The following is a 16,793-nucleotide window of genomic DNA, read 5'->3' on the forward strand; positions in this document are numbered from 1 at the left end:
AGCTCTCCGCCGTCACAACAGGAGAGCACCATGAAGACCCTGATCGCTTCGACCATTCTCGCCTTTCTCGGCGCAGCAACGGTCACCGCCGCCGAGGCCGGCGAAATCTGGCGCGCCGGCGGATTCGAGCAGCCGGAATCGGCCCTGTTCGATGCCGCCAGCAACCGCATCGTCGTCTCCAACATCGCCGGCAACCCCGGCGAGGCCGACGGCAACGGCTACCTGTCGCTGCTGTCCCCGGACGGCAAGGTCGTCACCCGCCATTGGGCAGACGGCATGGACGCGCCCAAGGGCATGGCGATCGCCGGCGGCAGGCTTTATGTCGCCGACATCACCAAGGTCCGTGTCGTCGACCTGGCCAGCGGCAGGCTGGTCGCGAGCATCGAGGTGCCGAACGCCGTTTTCCTCAACGACATGACATCGGACGCCTCCGGCAAGGTCTATGTCACGGACATGCTGGCCGACGCGATCTACCGCATCGGCGGCGACAAGCCGGAGTTGTTCGTCAAGGACGCGCTGCTGGCTTCTCCCAACGGCATCTTCGCCGACGGCGCAAGGCTCGTCGTCGCGTCCTGGGGCAAGGGCATCAAGCCCGATTTCAGCACCGCGCGACCGGGCGGCCTGCTGTCGGTCGACCTTGCCAGCAGGACGGTGACGCCTTTGCCGGGGGCTCAAGAATTCGCCGACCTCGACGGTGTCATCGCCATCGGCGACAGCATCTATGCCACCGCCTACATGACCGGCACACTTTACCGCTACAAGGCCGGCGGCACACCGGAGGTGGTCGCGACTTTCAAGCCCGGCAGCGCGGACATCGGCAGCAACGGCAACTCGACCATCTATGTCCCGTTGATGAACGAAGGCGAGATCGCGGCGCTGAAGATCGACTGACGGCCATCGTGACGGGAACGACGCCGATCGGCATTGGACCGCCATATCGACGGGTCTGCCATCTGGCTTTGCCTTTCGCTCCCCGATATCCGGCTGTGATCCGTCACATGAGCGAAGCCGTGAAGACACCCAGCCCGACCGGCGCCGTTTCCCCGATGATCCCCGTGCTGGTATGCGCGCTCGCCATCTTCCTGCTGTCCGGGATGGATGCGGCGATGAAGTCCCTGGTCATAGCGGTCGGCGTGTACAATACGCTGCTGTGGCGCAGCACGGTCGCAGCCCTTGTCGCGGGCGCGGCCTGGTCGGCAGGGACGCGCTCGAGACCGACCCTTCGAGTGCTGGGACTGCATGCGCTGCGCGCGGCGATTGTCGGCGTCGTTCTCGTCTCGTTCTTCTGGGGGCTCGCCAGGCTGCCGCTCGCGGAGGCGGTCGGGCTCAGTTTCGTCGCGCCCTTGTTTGCCCTCTTCCTCGCCGCGCTGCTGCTGGGCGAGCGAATCCGGCGGCAGGCCGTGTGGGCGTCGCTGGCCGGCATCGCCGGCGTCGCCATCATATTGGCGGGCCAATTCGGGCAGGCGAGCTATTCGCAGGATGCCCTGCTCGGTACGGCGGCCGTGCTCGTGTCGACGGTGTTCTATGGCTACAACCTGATCCTCGCCCGGCAGCAGGCGCTGTTGGCCAAGCCGGTCGAGATCATGCTGTTCCAGAATCTTTGCGTCGCGATCATGCTTGGCCTCGCCGCGCCGTGGCTTGCCGTCGCGCTTCCGCGCGACCTCTGGCTTCCGCTCGCCGGCGTGACGATGCTGTCGCTCACCGGCCAGTTCCTGATGAGTTGGTCTTACGCCCGCGCCGAGGCGCAATATCTGATCCCAACGGAATACTCGGCCTTCATCTGGGCGATCGCGCTTGGCTGGTTCTTCTTCGGCGAGGAGGTGGCCGGGACCACGCTGATCGGGGCATGCCTCATCGTTGCCGGCTGCCTGATCGCCGCGCGCGCCAACCCCAAACTTGCCGAGCCCATCGAAGCGACGGTTTGAGGGAAGCAGCGGCCCCTACGTTCCTTTAAGCTGCGCCCGCGCATCGCGGATCGAGGCGGCATAGGTCACCAGCGGCCGCTTGACACCGTGGTTGATCAGCATGCGCCGGGTCTGCGGCGCAGCACCCGCGATGATGAAGCGAACGCCCGCGCGTTTGGCCTTGTGCGCCGCGCCCTCGATGACATTGGCGGCGGTGGAATCGAAGAACGGCACCGCCGAGCAGTCGAGGATGAAGTTCCGCCGTTGGTCGGCGATGCGGTCGAGCACCGCGCCGACGGTCGAGGCGGCGCCGAAGAAGAAGGCGCCGGAGATGCGATAGACGACGGTGTCGGCATCGGCCGCCTCGCTGGAATCATAGGCGCTCGGCCGATCGGCGACGTCTTCCGGCACCAGCGTCTGGTCGGCTTCGACGGCGATCGACTTGGCCATGCGGTCGATGAACAGGATCGACCCCAGCACGAAGCCGACGACGATGCCTTCGGTGAGATCGCGGAAGATGACGATGAGGAATGTCGCCATCAACACCAGCGCGCCGCCGCGCGAGGCTCGCAGCAGCGTGGCGAAGGCTTGCTTCTCGAACATGTTCCAGCACACGACGGCTAGCACGCCGGCCAGCGCGGCAAGCGGGATGTAGCTCGCCAACGGCGCCGCCGCCAGCATCAGGACGAGCAGGATCAGCGAATGCAGCATGCCCGAGACCGGGCCGTGCGCGCCCGCCCGCACATTGGTGGCGGTGCGGGCGATGGTGCCGGTGGCGCAGATGCCGCCGAACAGCGCGGAGACGATGTTGGCGAAGCCCTGCGCCACCAGTTCGCAGTTGGAGCGGTGCCGGCGCCCGCTCATGCCGTCGGCGACGACCGCCGACAGCAGCGATTCGATCGCGCCGAGCAGCGCGAAGGAGATGGCGTCCGGCAGCACGTCGATCATCTTGGCCAGGGTCACCGGCGGAAGGGAAGGCCACTGCAGGCTGCGCGGGATGCCGCCGTAACGCGTGCCGATCGTCTCCGCCGGCAGCGCAAACAGGGTCACCACCAGCGAGGCCAGCCCGATGGCGATCAGCATCGCCGGCCATTTCGGCCGCCAGCGCTTGAGAAGGGCGATCGCCGCGATGGTGAGCACCGCCACGAACGCCGCCGCCGGATTGATCGTGCCGGCCGCCTCGCCGATCGCAATCAGCTTCGGCACCAGCGGCCCGGGCTCCTTGCCGGCGAGCTTGAGGCCGAGCAGCTCGACGATCTGGCCGGAGAAGATGATCACGGCGATGCCGGCCGTAAAGCCGACGGTCACCGGATAGGGAATGAACTTGATGTAGGTGCCGAGCCTCAGATAGCCGATGACGAGCAGGAAGACCCCGGCCATCATGGTCGCGAGCAGCAGGCCGTCGACACCGGCGCGGGCGACGGTCGCCGCCACCAGCACGATGAAGGCGCCGGCCGGGCCGCCGATCTGGAAGCGGCTGCCGCCGAGCGCCGAGATTATGAAGCCGCCGATGATCGAGGTGTAGAGCCCGCGCTCGGGCGTCACGCCGGACGCGATCGCGATCGCCATCGAAAGCGGCAGCGCGACGATGGCGACTGTCAGTCCGGCGACCGTATCGGCCCGCAAATGCGCGAGCGTGTAGCCCTCACGCAGCACTGTGACCAGCTTCGGCGTGAAAAGCTCGGCGAATGTCGGTCGCGCGTGGTGATGCATTGCCCGCCGGACCTGATCCATGGACTGCCTTCCGCTCCAGTGCATGTCGCCCAAAAGTTCATAGCGTTTTGGGGATAACGACAGGCACAAAACAAAGACCGAGGCGGCGGGATCGTCGGCTTTGGTGTCGGCGGTCGCCGTCGCGAAAACCTGCGACGCCGCATCGTGCTTTCCGAAATCGAGCCGATTTCGGGCCGATGCGGTCGCGACTCAGCCCTGCGAGTTCTGCGCCACGGTGGCCTTGAGGCGCACGCCCCTGCCGCCGCGCTCGCTGGCCTGGTTCTCGCCGATCAGTTCCACCCCGGCCTCTTCCAGCGCCTGGATGACCTTCATCAGCGTGTCGACCACGCCTCTGACGACGCCTTCACTCGCCTCCATGCGTTGGATCGTTGGAAGCGAAACGCCGGCTCGTTCGGCAAGCGTTTTCTGGTCGATACCGGCCAACGCCCTCGCGGCGCGCATCTGCGCGGCAGTAATCATCGGCCAGAACCCTTGTCTGAGTCTGCAGTATCAATGGATAATACAAATATCATGATGGTTCAAGCATCATCAACGATGGATAAAACATGGGCTACTCGCTGTCGGTCACCACCTTGCGCCGCTGCAGCAGGCGCGCGGCAAGCCAGCACAGCATGGCCCAGGCGAAGCCCGCGCACCACCCGGCAAGCACATCCGACGGCCAATGCACGCCGAGATAGACCCGGCTGGTGCCGACCAGCACCGTGATCAGCACGGCGAGGCACAGGACGAAGATCTTTGTGGTCCGGTCCGGCAGGAACCGCGCCGCCAGCGAGCCGAGCGTGAGATAGGTGATTGCCGACAGCATGGCATGGCCGCTCGGGAAGGACAGCGAAGTCTCGTCGACCAGATGCGAGACGAGGTCGGGCCGCGGCCTGTCAACTTCGAACTTGAGCAAGCTGGAAACGACTTGGCCGCCCGCCACCGCCACGAACACAAAGAGCGCCGTCGTCGGCCGGCGGATCAGCAGAAGATAGATGATGACAGCGCCGGTGATCAGCACCAGCACGCTGGTGCTGCCGAGCGCGGTGATGTCGCGCACCGCCCCTTCCAGCCACGCCGGGCCGATCGGACTGTCCGGCTGTCCGGCATGGCGGAAAGCGAGCAGGATATCAGTGTCGAAGCCATGTGGCGTCGTTGCCCGCGCCACCTCCATCAGCTCCAGCAATCCCCATAGCCCGCCGGCGATCACCAGCCCGGCCAGAAGCACCGGAAACTCGATCTTGTTGAGCAGCGCGCTTGCGGCGGATTTCATTCGCTCAGGCCCAGAGCCGCTGCATATAGGGCCCGAGCGTGATCAGCGCCACGGCGGCGATCGCCAGCACGACGCCGGTCGCTTGAAAGACATTGAGCCGCTCGCCGAAGAACAGCAACGCCACGATATTGACCGAGACCAGCTGGATCACCGCCGACAGGCTGAACGACACCGACATGCCGAACTCGCGGATCAGCCTCAGCATGATCAGGTTGCCGAGCGAGTAGAGCGCCAGCGTCAGCACGATCTTGCCGAGGCTCGGCGCCAGTCCCCATTGCTTGGCGGCGGTTGCCGCCAACAGGAAGATCACCGTCGAGACGCCGAGCTGCGCCAATCCCCAGAAACTCACCTTCGTCCCTCCGAACCGGCGTCGCCGTGCCTGCTGCGTCCTTGTTTCCCAACCGCGCGAAACCGTCAAGCTGAGCGCGAGCCGGGCAAGCCGCTCCCGGGCATCAGCCGGCAAAGCAGCGCTGCAACCCCTGCGCTGTCACGAAAGTGTGATCCTCCGGCTATACGGGTCCCAAGGTCGCAGACCCAGCCATCTCAAGCAGCCAGAGGACAGCTCATGACCGATTCCCCTGAAACCCGCTTCCGCACCAGCCAGCTCGAGGACAATGACGGTCCGCCCGTCAATCCCACCGACAACCGCACCATGGGCGAGATCATTGCCGCGCGGTTCTCGCGCCGCGGCTTCCTCAAGGGATCCCTGGCCATTTCGGCCATTGCCGCCACCGTCAGCCCGCTCGCGCTGGTCGCAGCCGACGAAGCGCGTGCCGGTGAGGCTTCCGCCTTCAAGTTCGACGAGCTCGAGGCCGGCATCGACGACAAGCACCATGTCGCGCCGGGCTACGATGCCGATGTGCTCTTGCGCTGGGGCGATCCGCTCTTTGCCGATTCACCGGACTTCGACCCGACCAAGCAGTCGGCCGATGCTCAGGCCAAACAGTTCGGCTACAACAACGACTATGTCGGCTACATCGCTATCGACGGCTCGGCCGAGCACCGACTGCTGGTCGTCAACCACGAATACACCAACCCGCACCTGATGTTTCCCGGCATCGTCAAGATCGTCGACAAGGACGGCAAGAAGACCGCCGAGGTCGCGCCGCTGAGCAAGGAGCAGGTCGATGTCGAGATGGCCGCCCACGGCGGCACCATTGTCGAGATCCGCAAGGAGGGCGGCAAATGGCAGGTCGTGCGCGACGGCAAGCTCAACCGCCGCATCACCTCCAACACCGAGATGGCGCTCTCCGGCCCCGTCGCCGGCCACGACCGCGTCAAGACCAATGCCGATCCGTCCGGCACCAAGGTCATCGGCACCCTCAACAATTGCGCCGGCGGCGTCACGCCCTGGGGCACCTATGTGATGGCCGAGGAAAACATCCACGGCTATTTCTCGGGCGACCTGCCGGAGGGTCACAGGGAAGCGGCCAACTACAAGCGGCTCGGCATTCCGGAAGGCGCCTATGAATGGGGCGCGCATTACGACCGCTTCAATCTCGCCAAGGAGCCGAACGAAGCCAATCGCTTCGGCTGGATCGTCGAGGTCGACGTCAACGACCCGAATTCGGTGCCGCGGAAGCGCACGGCCATGGGCCGCTTCAAGCATGAGGGCGCCGAATCGATCGTCGCCAAGGACGGCCGCGTCGTCTTCTATCTCGGCGACGACGAGCGCTTCGACTATGTCTACAAGTTCGTCACCAAGGGCGCGTTCAACGCAAACGACCGTGCCGCCAACATGAACCTGCTCGACGACGGCACGCTGCATGTCGCCAAGTTCGCCGAGGACGGCACCGTCGAATGGATGCCGATCGTGTTCGGTGAAGGTCCGCTGACGGGAGAGAACGGCTTCGCCAGCCAGGCCGACGTGCTGATCGAGACGCGCCGCGCCGCCGACCTGCTCGGCGCCACCAAGATGGACCGGCCGGAAGACATCCAGCCCAATGCCGGCAACGGCAAGGTCTATGTCATGCTGACCAACAATTCGAAGCGCAAGGCCGACCAGGTCGACGCCGCCAACCCGCGCGCCGCAAACGCCTTTGGCCACATCATCGAGATCGTCGAGGACGGCGGCGACTTCGCCGCCGCCAAGGGCAAATGGGAAGTGCTGCTGAAATGCGGCGATCCTTCCGTGGCCGATGTCGGCGCCACCTTCTCGACCGCCACCACCGCCAATGGTTGGTTCGGCATGCCGGACAATTGCGCGGTCGATTCGGCCGGCCGGCTCTGGGTCGCGACCGACGGCCAGGGCCCGAAGGCCACCGGCCGTACCGACGGCCTCTGGGCCGTGGATACCGAAGGCGCCGCGCGGGCGACCTCGAAGCTGTTCTTCCGCGTGCCGATCGGCGCCGAAATGTGCGGCCCGCTGTTCGCGCCCAACGACCAGACCGCCTTCGTCGCCGTCCAGCATCCGGGCGACGGCGGCGAGGACTGGGAAGGCTTCGGCCGCCCGTCCTACTACGAGGACCCATCGACGCGCTGGCCGGACTTCAAGCCGGACATGCCAGTGCGGCCTTCGGTCGTCGCCATCACCAGGCAGGGCGGCGGCAAAATCGCCGTCTGACACGCCGAGGCGCTCGACGGGGCACCGTCACAGACGTTGGGGACTGGCCGAAGCCTCCCCGACGTGCTGATTTCCAGAATGACCACAGCATCACGTCACCGCCGGTGGTGGTGACGTCGGCCACTGTCGTCGCCGACTTTTGGCCTTCATTCCAGCCCGATTGCATCCTATATGGCGCTGGCGCGACAGGTGGTTACGTCGCGCCAGGCGACTGATTCGAGGGTCTCCACCTATCGCTAAGCGGAAACCCGGCCGTGCCCCCACTGCGCATCCACATCGACAGGTTTCTCGACGCCGCAGCGCCCAAGGTGCAGCGGCGCGAGCTCACCCATCTCGAGCGCCTGGCGCTGGTTCGTCGGCACGGCGACTTCTCGCTCGCCTATTCGACCGCCGTTCAGCAGAAACTCTCCTATTTCAGCGACGGCGACGGCTACATCGCCTTCGGCACCAAGATGAAGCATCACTTCGCTCTCGGCGATCCGGTGGTGCATCCGTCGGACCGGCCCGGTTACATCAAGCGCTTCGTCGAGGCGGCCGGCGGTCCGTGGTTCGTGCAGATCGGCGCTGCGACGGCAAAGGTGCTGGCCGGCCTCGGCTATCAGGTCAACCGGCTCGGCATCGACACCAGGCTGCAGTTGCCGGCGCATGATTTTTCCGGCAGGCGCAACGAGACCGTGCGCTATTCCGAGCGCTGGCTGACGAAGAAGGGCTTCACCTTCGCCGAGGACAGACGCGGCCTGTTTCTCGACGAGGTTTCCAGGCTGTCCGAAAACTGGCGCCGCGAGCGCATCGTCAAACGCTGGGAGATGGGCTTTCTCAACCGTCCCTTCGCCGAGCATCTCGGCGCCGACATGCGCCGCTTCGTCCTGCATGGTCCGGACGGCGAGCTCGTCGCCCTGCTCGATTTCGATCCGCTGTTCAGCGGCGGCAAGATCATCGGCTACACCACGGCCTTCAAGCGCAAGCATGTCGACGCCACGTCCCATGCCGAAATCGGCCTGACGAAATTTGCCGTCGACCGCTTCCGCGAGGAAGGCATCTCGGTGGTCACGCTGGGCCTGTCGCCGCTGCTCGACGTCGAGCCGAGCGGGTTTGCCGAATCGAGCTTCTGGCGCAGCACCTTCCAGCGTGCCTACCGATCGCCCTGGGTCAACCGCTCGCGCTTCAACCTGCAGGGCCAGGCTGCCTTCAAGCGTCGCTTCCACGGCGTGGAAGAGCCGACCTACATCGCCTTCCGCAAGGGCACGCTGATGGAGATGCTGGGGCTGTTGCGTCTGATCAAGGCGATTTGAAGCGCTGTTTCCTCGCCCCCGCCAAGGGCGGGGAAGAGGAACCGCCCTTGCTCAATTCCTGAGCCGGTACCCTGTCTTGAAGATCCAGGCCACGATCGCGATGCAGGCGGCCAGGAACACCAGCGTCATGCCGAGGCTGACGCCGACCGAGACGTCCGCCTTGCCGTAGAAACTCCAGCGGAATCCGCTGATCAGATAGACTACCGGGTTGAACAGCGTGACCGTCTTCCAGATGCCGGGCAGCATATGGATCGAATAGAAGCTGCCGCCGAGGAAGGTGAGCGGCGTGACGATCAGGAGCGGCACCAGCTGCAGCTGCTCGAAGGTCTTGGCCCAGATGCCGATGATGAAGCCGAACAGGCTGAAGGTCACCGCCGTCAGCACCAGGAAGGCGACCATCCAGAACGGATGCTCGATCCTCAGCGGCACGAACAGCGCCGCGGTGCCTAAGATGATCAGGCCGAGCATGATCGACTTGGTCGCGGCACCGCCGACATAGGCGATGATGATCTCGAGATAGGAGACCGGCGCCGACAGCAGCTCATAGATCGAGCCGACGAATTTCGGGAAGTAGATGGCGAAGGAGGCGTTCGAGATCGACTGCGTTAGAAGCGACAGCATCATCAGCCCCGGCACGATGAAGGCGCCATAGCTGATGCCGTCGATCTCGGTGATGCGCGAGCCGATCGCCGAGCCGAACACGACGAAGTAGAGCGATGTCGAGATGACCGGCGAAATGATGCTCTGCAGCACGGTGCGGAACGCACGCGCCATCTCCGTCCGGTAGATCGCCCACACGGCACGAAGGTTCATGGCAGCGCGCGGGTTCATGGCTCTTGCCTCAGAATGTTGACGAAGATCTCCTCGAGCGAGCTGTTCTTGGTGTCGAGATCGCGGAACTGGATGCCGGCCGCTTCGAGATCGCGGATCAGCGAGGCGACGCCCGGCCGGTCGCTCTGGTTGTCATAGGTGTAGGTGAGCTGCCCGCCGCCCGGCGAGAGCTCCAGCGCGTAACCCGCCAGCTTCTCCGGGATCGCCCTGAGCGGCGCGCGCAATTCGAGCGTCATCTGCTTGCGGCCGAGCTTGCGCATCAGTTCGGCCTTGCCTTCGACCAGGATGATCTCGCCGCGGTTGATGACGCCGACGCGGTCGGCCATCGCCTCGGCCTCCTCGATGTAGTGCGTGGTCAGGATGATCGTGACGCCGTCCTCGCGCAGCCGCCGCACCATCGCCCACATGTCCTGGCGCAGCTCGACGTCGACGCCGGCCGTCGGCTCGTCCAGGAACAGCACGCGCGGCTCGTGCGACAGCGCCTTGGCGATCATCAGCCGCCGCTTCATGCCGCCCGAAAGCGTGATTGCCTTGGCGTCCTTCTTCTCCCACAGCGAGAGATCGCGCAGCACCTTCTCGACGAAATCCTTGTTGGCCGGCTTGCCGAACAGGCCGCGGCTGTAATTGACCGTCGCCCAGACCGTCTCGAAGGCATCGATGGTCAGTTCCTGCGGCACCAGCCCGATCAGGCTGCGCGCCGCGCGATAGTCCCGGCCGATGTCGTGGCCGTCCACGCTGACGCTGCCGGAGGAGCGGTTGACGATGCCGCAGACGATCGAGATCAGCGTCGTCTTGCCCGCGCCGTTCGGTCCGAGCAGCGCGAAGATCTCGCCCCGCTCGATGTCGAGATTGATCTCCTTCAGCGCCTTGAAGCCGGTGGCATAGGTTTTCGTGACACCGGAAATGGAGATGATGGCGGACATGCTGAAAACGGCTATCGGAAATCGTGCTGCGCGGTGGAATGCCGTGAATGTCGGTTCGCGCGGCCGGAAGTCAATGCCCCTCCTGACAGTTCTGGCCACCGCGCCCGGCCAAAACGCCTGACGGATTGTTCACACTTGCTGCGACAACGCGCCTCGCGCGGCGCCGCGCCGCTTTGACCGGGGCGTGTTTGCGGCCTACTCTCCAAGAACAAGCAGCAGCCGGAGCCAGCCATGGACCCGCTTATTCTGTCGCGTATCCAGTTCGGCGCGAATATTTCGTTCCATATCCTGTTTCCGGCGATCAGCATTGCACTTGGCTGGGTGCTGCTGTTCTTCAAGCTGCGCTACAACAGGACCGGCGACTCCGCCTGGATGCGCGCTTATTTCACCTGGGTGAAGGTCTTCGCGCTCTCCTTCGCCATGGGCGTGGTCTCCGGCGTCACCATGAGCTTCCAGTTCGGCACCAACTGGCCGGGCTATATGGAAACCGTCGGCAACATCGCCGGGCCGCTGCTCGCCTATGAGGTGCTGACCGCCTTCTTCCTCGAGGCCGCCTTCCTCGGCATCATGCTGTTCGGCTTCCGCCGCGTCTCCAACCGCATCCACACTTTGGCGACGGTGCTGGTGGCGGGCGGCACCACGGTTTCCGCCTTCTGGATCATCGCGCTGAATTCCTGGATGCAGACGCCGGCCGGCTTCGAGATGCGCGACGGCAAGGCGCATGCGCTCGACTGGTGGGCGATCGTCTTCAATCCCTCCATGCCCTACCGGCTGGTCCACATGCTGCTCGCCTCGGGGCTGACGGTTTCCTTCCTGATCGCCGGCCTGTCGGCACTGCGCTATCTCTACGGCGATCGCTCGGAATCGATGTGGAAGGCGCTGCGCACCGGCGTCTTCACCGCCGCGATCCTGATCCCGATCCAGATCTTTGCCGGCGACCAGCACGGCCTGAACACGCTGGAGCACCAGCCGCAGAAGATCGCCGCGATGGAAGCCAACTGGAACACCGGCCCCAACGTGCCGCTGGTTCTGTTTGCGCTCCCCGATGAGGCGGCCAAGGAAAACAGGTTCGAGCTCGCCGTTCCCGGCGGCGCCAGCCTCGTGCTGCGCCATAGCGTGAGCGGCGTCGTGCCGGGGCTGAACGGCTATCCCGGCAACCATCCGCCGGTGTTCCCGGTGTTCTGGGGGTTCCGCATCATGGTCGGCACCGGCCTCCTGATGCTCGTCGTCTCCTGGTCGGCCGCCTTCTTCCTCAAGCGCCGCCACAGCCTGCCGAAGCCGCTGGCGCTGATCATGGTGCCGATGACGATCTCCGGCTGGGTGGCGACGCTTGCCGGCTGGTACACGACCGAGATCGGCCGCCAGCCTTGGCTGGTCACCGGCGTCCTGAGGACGGCCGACGCCGTCGGCCCTGTCGCCGGCAGCCATGTCGCGCTGACCTTGGCCATCTATCTCATCCTCTATGTGCTGCTCTTGATCGCCTATCTCGGCGTGCTGGTGCATCTGGCGCTGAAAGCGGCCAAGGACGGCGACACCTCGCCATTGCCCGGCGTCATGAATGCGGCGCTGTCGCAGCCGGCCGCCCAGGAAGGGAGCGCCTGACATGAGCTTCGACTGGCCGACCGCGCTGCCGCTGATCTTCGCCGGCCTGATGGGCCTCGCCATCCTCATCTACGTCATCCTCGACGGCTTCGATCTCGGCATCGGCATCCTGTTCGCCGGCGCCGAAGACGCCGAGCAGGACACCATGATCGCGGCAATCGGCCCGTTCTGGGACGCCAACGAGACCTGGCTGGTGCTGGCCGTCGGCCTTTTGCTGGTCGCCTTCCCGATGGCGCATGGCACCATCCTCACCGCGCTCTACCTGCCGGTCTTCGTGCTTTTGGTCGGGCTTATCCTGCGCGGCGTCGCCTTCGATTTCCGCGCCAAGGTGCCGGCCGGCAAGAAGCGCCGCTGGAACCGCATCTTTTTCTTGGGCTCCACCATCGCCGCGCTGGCGCAGGGCTATATGCTGGGCGTCTATGTGCTCGGCCTCGACGTCGGCTTCGGTGGCGTCGCCTTCGGCGCGCTGGTCGCGCTCTGCCTGTCGGCCGCCTATGCCGCCATGGGCGCCGCCTGGCTGATCTACAAGACCGAGGGCCATCTGCAGCGCAAAGCCGTGCTTTGGCTGCGCACCACGCTGGTGCTGACGGCGCTCGGCATGGTCGCGGTGTCGTTGGCGACGCCCTTCGCCAGCCCGCGCATCTTCGACAAATGGTTTCTGTGGCCGGAGATCCTCTATCTCTCGCCGCTGCCCATCGTCTCGGCGCTGCTGTTCCTGTGGCTGTGGCGGCAGACCTTTCACCTGCCGAAGCCCGGCGACCGCCACGCGCTGATGCCGTTCCTGACGCTCGCCGCCATCTTCGCGCTCGGCTTTGCCGGGCTCGCCTGGTCCTTCTATCCCTTCGTCGTGCCCGACAGGCTGACCATCTGGCAGGCCGCCTCGGCGCCGGAGAGCCTGGCGGTGATCCTGGCCGGCGTCGTCGTCGTGCTCCCGATCATCATCTTCTATTCCTTCTACGCCTACCGCGTGTTCGGCGGAAAGGCGACGGATCTGACGTATGATTGAGCGCTAAGCTAGGAGGCGCCGCGATCCTTCGCGCCCCCCTCAGCAAACCTCAGCTCTTGCTTGCCGCCAGCACCAGCACCGGCTTTTCGCTGTAGAGCTTGGGGAACAGCGCCTTCAAATTAGCCACCTTCGGCAGGTCGTTGTAGACGATGTAGGGATAGGTCGGGTTGAGCGTCAGGAAGTCCTGATGATAATCCTCGGCCGGATAGAAAGTCTTGCCGGTCTCCAGCGTCGTCACGATCGGCTTGCCGAACACCTTGGCCCTGTCGAGCTGGGCGATGTAGCTCTCGGCGATCTTCTTCTGCTCGTCATTTTCGGCAAACACCGTCGAGCGGTACTGCGTGCCGTGGTCAGGGCCCTGATAGTTGAGCTGCGTCGGGTTGTGCGCGACCGAGAAATACACCTGCAGCAGCTGGCCGTAGGTCACTTGCGAGGGATCGTAGGTGATCTCGACCGACTCGGCATGGCCGGTGCGGCCGCTGCCGACGATCTCGTAGACGGCGTTTTCGGCGCTGCCGCCGGCATAGCCGGAGACGGCCTTGCTGACGCCCTTGACGTGCTGGAACACGCCCTGCACGCCCCAGAAGCAGCCGCCGGCGAACACGGCCTTCTCGGTCCCGCCCGCCGCCTTTTCGTCTATTGCCGGCGGTGGGATCACCACCGCTTCTTCCGCCGACCGGGCCGGCGTCTGCCAGAAGCCGGCGGCCGCCACGGCCGCAAGGCCGAGCGCCGCAAGGGCGCCGCGGGCAAGGAATGGCGATCGCCGCATGGCCCTTGTCTTGATGCCGTTCATGTCTGATCTCCTTGGTTTGGTTCCAGTATATACGATGGAAGCTGCCACTGGGTGCTCACTTTGCCGTGCGGCGGTTCGTGTCGTCGACGGCGCTCCCCCTCTCCGTCTCGGCTTCGCCGAGCCACCTCTCCCCCGCTCTGCGGGGCGAGGAACTTGGGCTTGCGACAGCCGCGCCCTTGGCGGTTGTTCGGCCTCGCCCGCGAGAGGCGGGGACCGCCTCACTTATTGATTGAGCCGGGGCCATCGCATCGACCGGCTTCATGGCATTCGGCTTCATCGCATCGGTGGCCGGTTTCATTGCGTTGGCCGCCATGGCATCCGTCGCCGTCGCATCGGGCTTCATGGCACCTGCCGGCTTCATCGCCTCGGTAGCCATCGCATTGGCGGGCTTCATGGCGTTGGTCGCGTCGTCGGCGCGGGCCCCGGCAACCAGCGCGGTTGCGGCAAGCGCGAAGGCCAGCGCCGGCAGCGTCAGGTATTTGGTCATGGTGGTCTCCTTGTGTTGTGGCGCGCCGTGCGAGCCCGTTGGTGCGCTGCCGCCGTCTGCGGCTTCGGCGCGGAAAAATGCTGATCAGTCCGAGGCCGCCGCGAGGATCGGCCCGCCGCCGGGCGTCTGCACCAGCACCGCCGTGTTGAGGCCGGCGCCCGCCGCCGGCAGCGGCAACGTCGTCGCGCTGCCGTTCCAGCTGCCCAGCCTCTCCAGCGAATGGACGACATTGGCGTGCGGCAGCGTGCGGCCGCTGTTCTCGCCGCGCGCCACCGGCACCGCGACGACGCGCTTGTCGTAGCGCACCAGCCAGATGTCGGCCTTGCCGCCCGGCGCCATGCCGGCGCCGATGCTCACCTTGCCTTGCCCAAGCGCCAGCGCCGGGCCTTCGGCACGGGAGCTTGCCGAAATCAACCGTTCGATCTCGCCGGGCCGGACCCCGACGGCGTCGGCGCTGCCGTTCACCACCACCTGCGGCGTGAACGGCCCGTCATGGCCGAGCGCCGGTTCGTAGGCGAACTGGCGCTGTGTGAATTCCTGCCGGCCGAAACTGTCCTTCCAGCCGAGATAGTCCCAGTAGGTGACGTTGAACGACAGCGCCAGCACGCCGGGCTGGTCCTTGACCTTGATCAGATTGGCGTTGGCCGGCGGGCAGGACGAGCAGCCCTGGCTGGTGAACAGCTCGACCACGGTCAGCGGCTGCGCCGCCGCTGTCGCCGAGCTTGCCGCCAGCGCAATCAGCGCCGCGCCGGCGAGCGCTGCCTTGCCGGCTTTTGCCTTGCGTCCAGTCATGGGGAAGTCTCCGTTGCGGCGGGTCATGCTCCAACTTCGCCGCGCCGGACCGCTTCGTTACAGGCTTCACCGGTTTGTGATTGAATGGCGTCAATGCGCGACGTTGGCGGGACAGCACCCCCCTCTGGCCTGCCGGCCATCTCCCCCGCAAGGGGGGAGATCAGCTGTCGTGTTGGCCTTTGCCAATCGCCAACGCTGCAAGGAGGCGCGCCGCCGGCGAAGCTGCCAATCTCCCCCCTTGCGGGGGAGATGGCCGGCAGGCCAGAGGGGGGTGTGAAGGATCGCGGCGCTTCGCGCTACTGCGTCAGCACCGTCGCCGACGGGCGCTGGTTGTAGTCGCACTTGCCTTGCACGGTGTAGAAGAAGTCGGCATTGCTGACGGCCGCCGGCACGGGATTGCCGCCGTCTTCCCAGGCCTGGTAGCCGGGCTGGCCGCAGGGCACGGCGGTGAAGATGTTGACGGTCTGGCCCGTCGCCACCTCGGGCATGTCGGTTGGACTGACGCCCATATAGAGCCGGTTCGAGGTGGCCGGGTCGTTCGACTTCAGCACCTTGGGATTGCCCGAGGGCACGTCCATTTCCAGGTAGAGCTGGTCCATCGCGCTGACGTCGATCGTCGCGCCGGCGCCGTTGGCCGGATAGAAGGTGTCGGCGCAGGTCGTCACATATTTCTTGCTGCCGCTGCTCTGCGTGATCGCCCCGGCCGGCAGGTCGTTGAAGTTCTTCACCGTGCTGGTCGTGCAGACCTGCTGCTGTACCGTCGTCTCGGTGCTGCCGTTGATGGTCTTGACCGTCGTCGTGCCGTAGCCCTTCGGGTCGCCATAGCCATTATAGGCATAGGTGACCGTCATCAGCGGCTTGGCGCCGGTCTCGCCGAACCTGGTGCCGTAGAGCGTCATCGTCTTGTTCCAGTAGCCCGACACTTTCGTCACCTTGAACGTCGTCTGCACCAGCGCCGGCGTCTTGCGCACCGACGACCCGACGCCGACCTGCACCGAGCTGATCTTGGCGATCTGCATGAAATTGGTCGGCATCGGGTAGCTCGCCGTGGCGCTGAAGCTGGCGGTGCCGTCGGCGCCGATGTCGACGCTGGTCAGCGAGGCGGTCCCCTGCCCGGCATTGGCTAAATAGGCCTGCTGCAGCGCGACCTGGCGGTCGGCCTTCGAGGTCGTGGTCGGCAGCGTGGTGATCGAGATGATCGCCGCATCGAGCGCGTTCTGCATGTCGCTTCGGGTCGTCACCGCCGAGGTGTAATCGACGGAAAAGCCGACCGCGAGCAGCAGCGGGATGGTTGCCAACACCATAATCGGCATCATCGAGCCGTCGCTCGAATGCAGGAACTGCTTGAACATTTGGAACCTTCGCAACCGCGGCAACGTGCCGTGTACCATCAGGAGTTGCGGATGATGCCCGAAAGGAGTGGATGATTGTTTAAGCGGGGCACCCCCTCTGGCCTGCCGGACATCTCCCCCTCAAGGAGGGAGATCGGCAGTTCCAGCGCCGCGCCTTGAACTGCGACGGCGGAGATTGGCGAAGGCGGTCGAGCGTTTGATCTCCTCCCTCGAGGGGGAGATGGCCGGCAGGCCAGAGGGGGATGCCTCGCCAAAACCTCCC

Annotated in this window: 15 protein-coding genes and 1 pseudogene; 6 read left to right on the top strand and 10 right to left on the bottom strand. The window is 65.5% G+C overall.

Features of this window, described 5'->3' with window-relative positions:
• The first annotated feature begins 30 nt into the window (after nucleotides 1-30).
• Together EN818_RS12225 and EN818_RS12230 are read left to right on the top strand one after the other, a co-directional pair.
• Entirely contained in the window at nucleotides 31-891 is an 861-nt protein-coding gene (locus tag EN818_RS12225; protein WP_095805251.1) for an ATP/GTP-binding protein, read from the top strand.
• Between the two features lie 107 nt (nucleotides 892-998).
• Entirely contained in the window at nucleotides 999-1,925 is a 927-nt protein-coding gene (locus EN818_RS12230; protein ID WP_095805250.1) for a DMT family transporter, read from the top strand.
• Between the two features lie 15 nt (nucleotides 1,926-1,940).
• Here the strand turns inward: EN818_RS12230 and EN818_RS12235 are convergent, their stop codons facing one another.
• From EN818_RS12235 to EN818_RS12250, 4 genes are all read right to left on the bottom strand, one after another.
• Nucleotides 1,941-3,638 (bottom strand): SulP family inorganic anion transporter, encoded by a 1,698-nt coding sequence (locus EN818_RS12235; protein ID WP_135904554.1) that lies wholly within the window; start codon nucleotides 3,636-3,638, stop codon nucleotides 1,941-1,943.
• A gap of 189 nt (nucleotides 3,639-3,827) precedes the next feature.
• A complete protein-coding gene (locus EN818_RS12240) occupies nucleotides 3,828-4,097 on the bottom strand; it encodes a helix-turn-helix domain-containing protein (protein WP_095805248.1) in 270 nt (89 codons plus the stop codon).
• 91 nt (nucleotides 4,098-4,188) lie between these two features.
• A complete protein-coding gene (locus EN818_RS12245) occupies nucleotides 4,189-4,890 on the bottom strand; it encodes a phosphatase PAP2 family protein (RefSeq protein WP_095805247.1) in 702 nt (233 codons plus the stop codon).
• 4 nt (nucleotides 4,891-4,894) lie between these two features.
• Nucleotides 4,895-5,239 (bottom strand): hypothetical protein, encoded by a 345-nt coding sequence (locus EN818_RS12250; RefSeq protein ID WP_095805453.1) that lies wholly within the window; start codon nucleotides 5,237-5,239, stop codon nucleotides 4,895-4,897.
• Nucleotides 5,240-5,455: 216 nt separating this feature from the next.
• Here EN818_RS12250 and EN818_RS12255 point away from each other — a divergent pair, with 216 nt between their 5' ends.
• Nucleotides 5,456-7,453, top strand: a complete 1,998-nt coding sequence (locus EN818_RS12255; protein ID WP_135904556.1) for a PhoX family phosphatase — start codon at nucleotides 5,456-5,458, stop codon at nucleotides 7,451-7,453.
• A 254-nt stretch (nucleotides 7,454-7,707) separates the two neighbouring features.
• On the top strand, nucleotides 7,708-8,745 hold the full coding sequence (locus EN818_RS12260; RefSeq protein ID WP_095805245.1) for a phosphatidylglycerol lysyltransferase domain-containing protein: 1,038 nt from the start codon (nucleotides 7,708-7,710) through the stop codon (nucleotides 8,743-8,745).
• A gap of 51 nt (nucleotides 8,746-8,796) precedes the next feature.
• Here the strand turns inward: EN818_RS12260 and EN818_RS12265 are convergent, their stop codons facing one another.
• Both EN818_RS12265 and EN818_RS12270 read right to left on the bottom strand, forming a co-directional pair.
• Entirely contained in the window at nucleotides 8,797-9,558 is a 762-nt protein-coding gene (locus EN818_RS12265) for an ABC transporter permease (protein WP_095805452.1), read from the bottom strand.
• Between the two features lie 14 nt (nucleotides 9,559-9,572).
• Nucleotides 9,573-10,499 (bottom strand): ABC transporter ATP-binding protein, encoded by a 927-nt coding sequence (locus EN818_RS12270; RefSeq protein WP_095805244.1) that lies wholly within the window; start codon nucleotides 10,497-10,499, stop codon nucleotides 9,573-9,575.
• Nucleotides 10,500-10,730: 231 nt separating this feature from the next.
• Between EN818_RS12270 and EN818_RS12275 the strand changes: the two genes are divergently transcribed.
• Both EN818_RS12275 and EN818_RS12280 read left to right on the top strand, forming a co-directional pair.
• The gene (locus EN818_RS12275) at nucleotides 10,731-12,101 is read left to right on the top strand and encodes a cytochrome ubiquinol oxidase subunit I (RefSeq protein ID WP_095805243.1); all 1,371 of its coding nucleotides are present in this window, start codon (nucleotides 10,731-10,733) and stop codon (nucleotides 12,099-12,101) included.
• Nucleotide 12,102: 1 nt separating this feature from the next.
• Nucleotides 12,103-13,107, top strand: coding sequence for a cytochrome d ubiquinol oxidase subunit II (locus EN818_RS12280; RefSeq protein ID WP_095805242.1), 1,005 nt, complete (start codon nucleotides 12,103-12,105; stop codon nucleotides 13,105-13,107).
• A 49-nt stretch (nucleotides 13,108-13,156) separates the two neighbouring features.
• Here EN818_RS12280 and msrA read toward each other — a convergent pair whose 3' ends face one another.
• The 4 genes and pseudogenes from msrA to EN818_RS12305 all read right to left on the bottom strand — a co-directional run bounded on the left by msrA (nucleotide 13,157) and on the right by EN818_RS12305 (nucleotide 16,531).
• The gene (gene msrA / locus EN818_RS12285; protein WP_095805241.1) at nucleotides 13,157-13,900 is read right to left on the bottom strand and encodes a peptide-methionine (S)-S-oxide reductase MsrA; all 744 of its coding nucleotides are present in this window, start codon (nucleotides 13,898-13,900) and stop codon (nucleotides 13,157-13,159) included.
• Between the two features lie 232 nt (nucleotides 13,901-14,132).
• A pseudogene (locus EN818_RS12290) lies at nucleotides 14,133-14,387 on the bottom strand (hypothetical protein); the annotation flags it as partial.
• Between the two features lie 84 nt (nucleotides 14,388-14,471).
• On the bottom strand, nucleotides 14,472-15,179 hold the full coding sequence (locus EN818_RS12295) for a DUF1223 domain-containing protein (RefSeq protein ID WP_095805240.1): 708 nt from the start codon (nucleotides 15,177-15,179) through the stop codon (nucleotides 14,472-14,474).
• 296 nt (nucleotides 15,180-15,475) lie between these two features.
• Nucleotides 15,476-16,531, bottom strand: a complete 1,056-nt coding sequence (locus EN818_RS12305; RefSeq protein ID WP_245420308.1) for a TadE/TadG family type IV pilus assembly protein — start codon at nucleotides 16,529-16,531, stop codon at nucleotides 15,476-15,478.
• Nucleotides 16,532-16,793: the final 262 nt, after the last annotated feature.

Origin of the sequence: Mesorhizobium sp. M3A.F.Ca.ET.175.01.1.1, assembly GCF_004791945.1 — a bacterium.
Taxonomy (GTDB): domain Bacteria; phylum Pseudomonadota; class Alphaproteobacteria; order Rhizobiales; family Rhizobiaceae; genus Mesorhizobium.

Excerpts from the sequence above, each read along its gene's own strand:
- EN818_RS12225 (WP_095805251.1), top strand. The coding sequence starts at position 31 with ATGAAGACCCTGATCGCTTCGACCATTCTCGCCTTTCTCGGCGCAGCA.
- EN818_RS12230 (WP_095805250.1), top strand. The coding sequence starts at position 999 with ATGAGCGAAGCCGTGAAGACACCCAGCCCGACCGGCGCCGTTTCCCCG.
- EN818_RS12235 (WP_135904554.1), bottom strand. The coding sequence starts at position 3,638 with ATGGATCAGGTCCGGCGGGCAATGCATCACCACGCGCGACCGACATTC.
- EN818_RS12240 (WP_095805248.1), bottom strand. The coding sequence starts at position 4,097 with ATGATTACTGCCGCGCAGATGCGCGCCGCGAGGGCGTTGGCCGGTATC.
- EN818_RS12245 (WP_095805247.1), bottom strand. The coding sequence starts at position 4,890 with ATGAAATCCGCCGCAAGCGCGCTGCTCAACAAGATCGAGTTTCCGGTG.
- EN818_RS12255 (WP_135904556.1), top strand. The coding sequence starts at position 5,456 with ATGACCGATTCCCCTGAAACCCGCTTCCGCACCAGCCAGCTCGAGGAC.
- EN818_RS12265 (WP_095805452.1), bottom strand. The coding sequence starts at position 9,558 with ATGAACCTTCGTGCCGTGTGGGCGATCTACCGGACGGAGATGGCGCGT.
- EN818_RS12270 (WP_095805244.1), bottom strand. The coding sequence starts at position 10,499 with ATGTCCGCCATCATCTCCATTTCCGGTGTCACGAAAACCTATGCCACC.
- EN818_RS12275 (WP_095805243.1), top strand. The coding sequence starts at position 10,731 with ATGGACCCGCTTATTCTGTCGCGTATCCAGTTCGGCGCGAATATTTCG.
- EN818_RS12280 (WP_095805242.1), top strand. The coding sequence starts at position 12,103 with ATGAGCTTCGACTGGCCGACCGCGCTGCCGCTGATCTTCGCCGGCCTG.
- msrA (WP_095805241.1), bottom strand. The coding sequence starts at position 13,900 with ATGAACGGCATCAAGACAAGGGCCATGCGGCGATCGCCATTCCTTGCC.
- EN818_RS12295 (WP_095805240.1), bottom strand. The coding sequence starts at position 15,179 with ATGACTGGACGCAAGGCAAAAGCCGGCAAGGCAGCGCTCGCCGGCGCG.
- EN818_RS12305 (WP_245420308.1), bottom strand. The coding sequence starts at position 16,531 with ATGTTCAAGCAGTTCCTGCATTCGAGCGACGGCTCGATGATGCCGATT.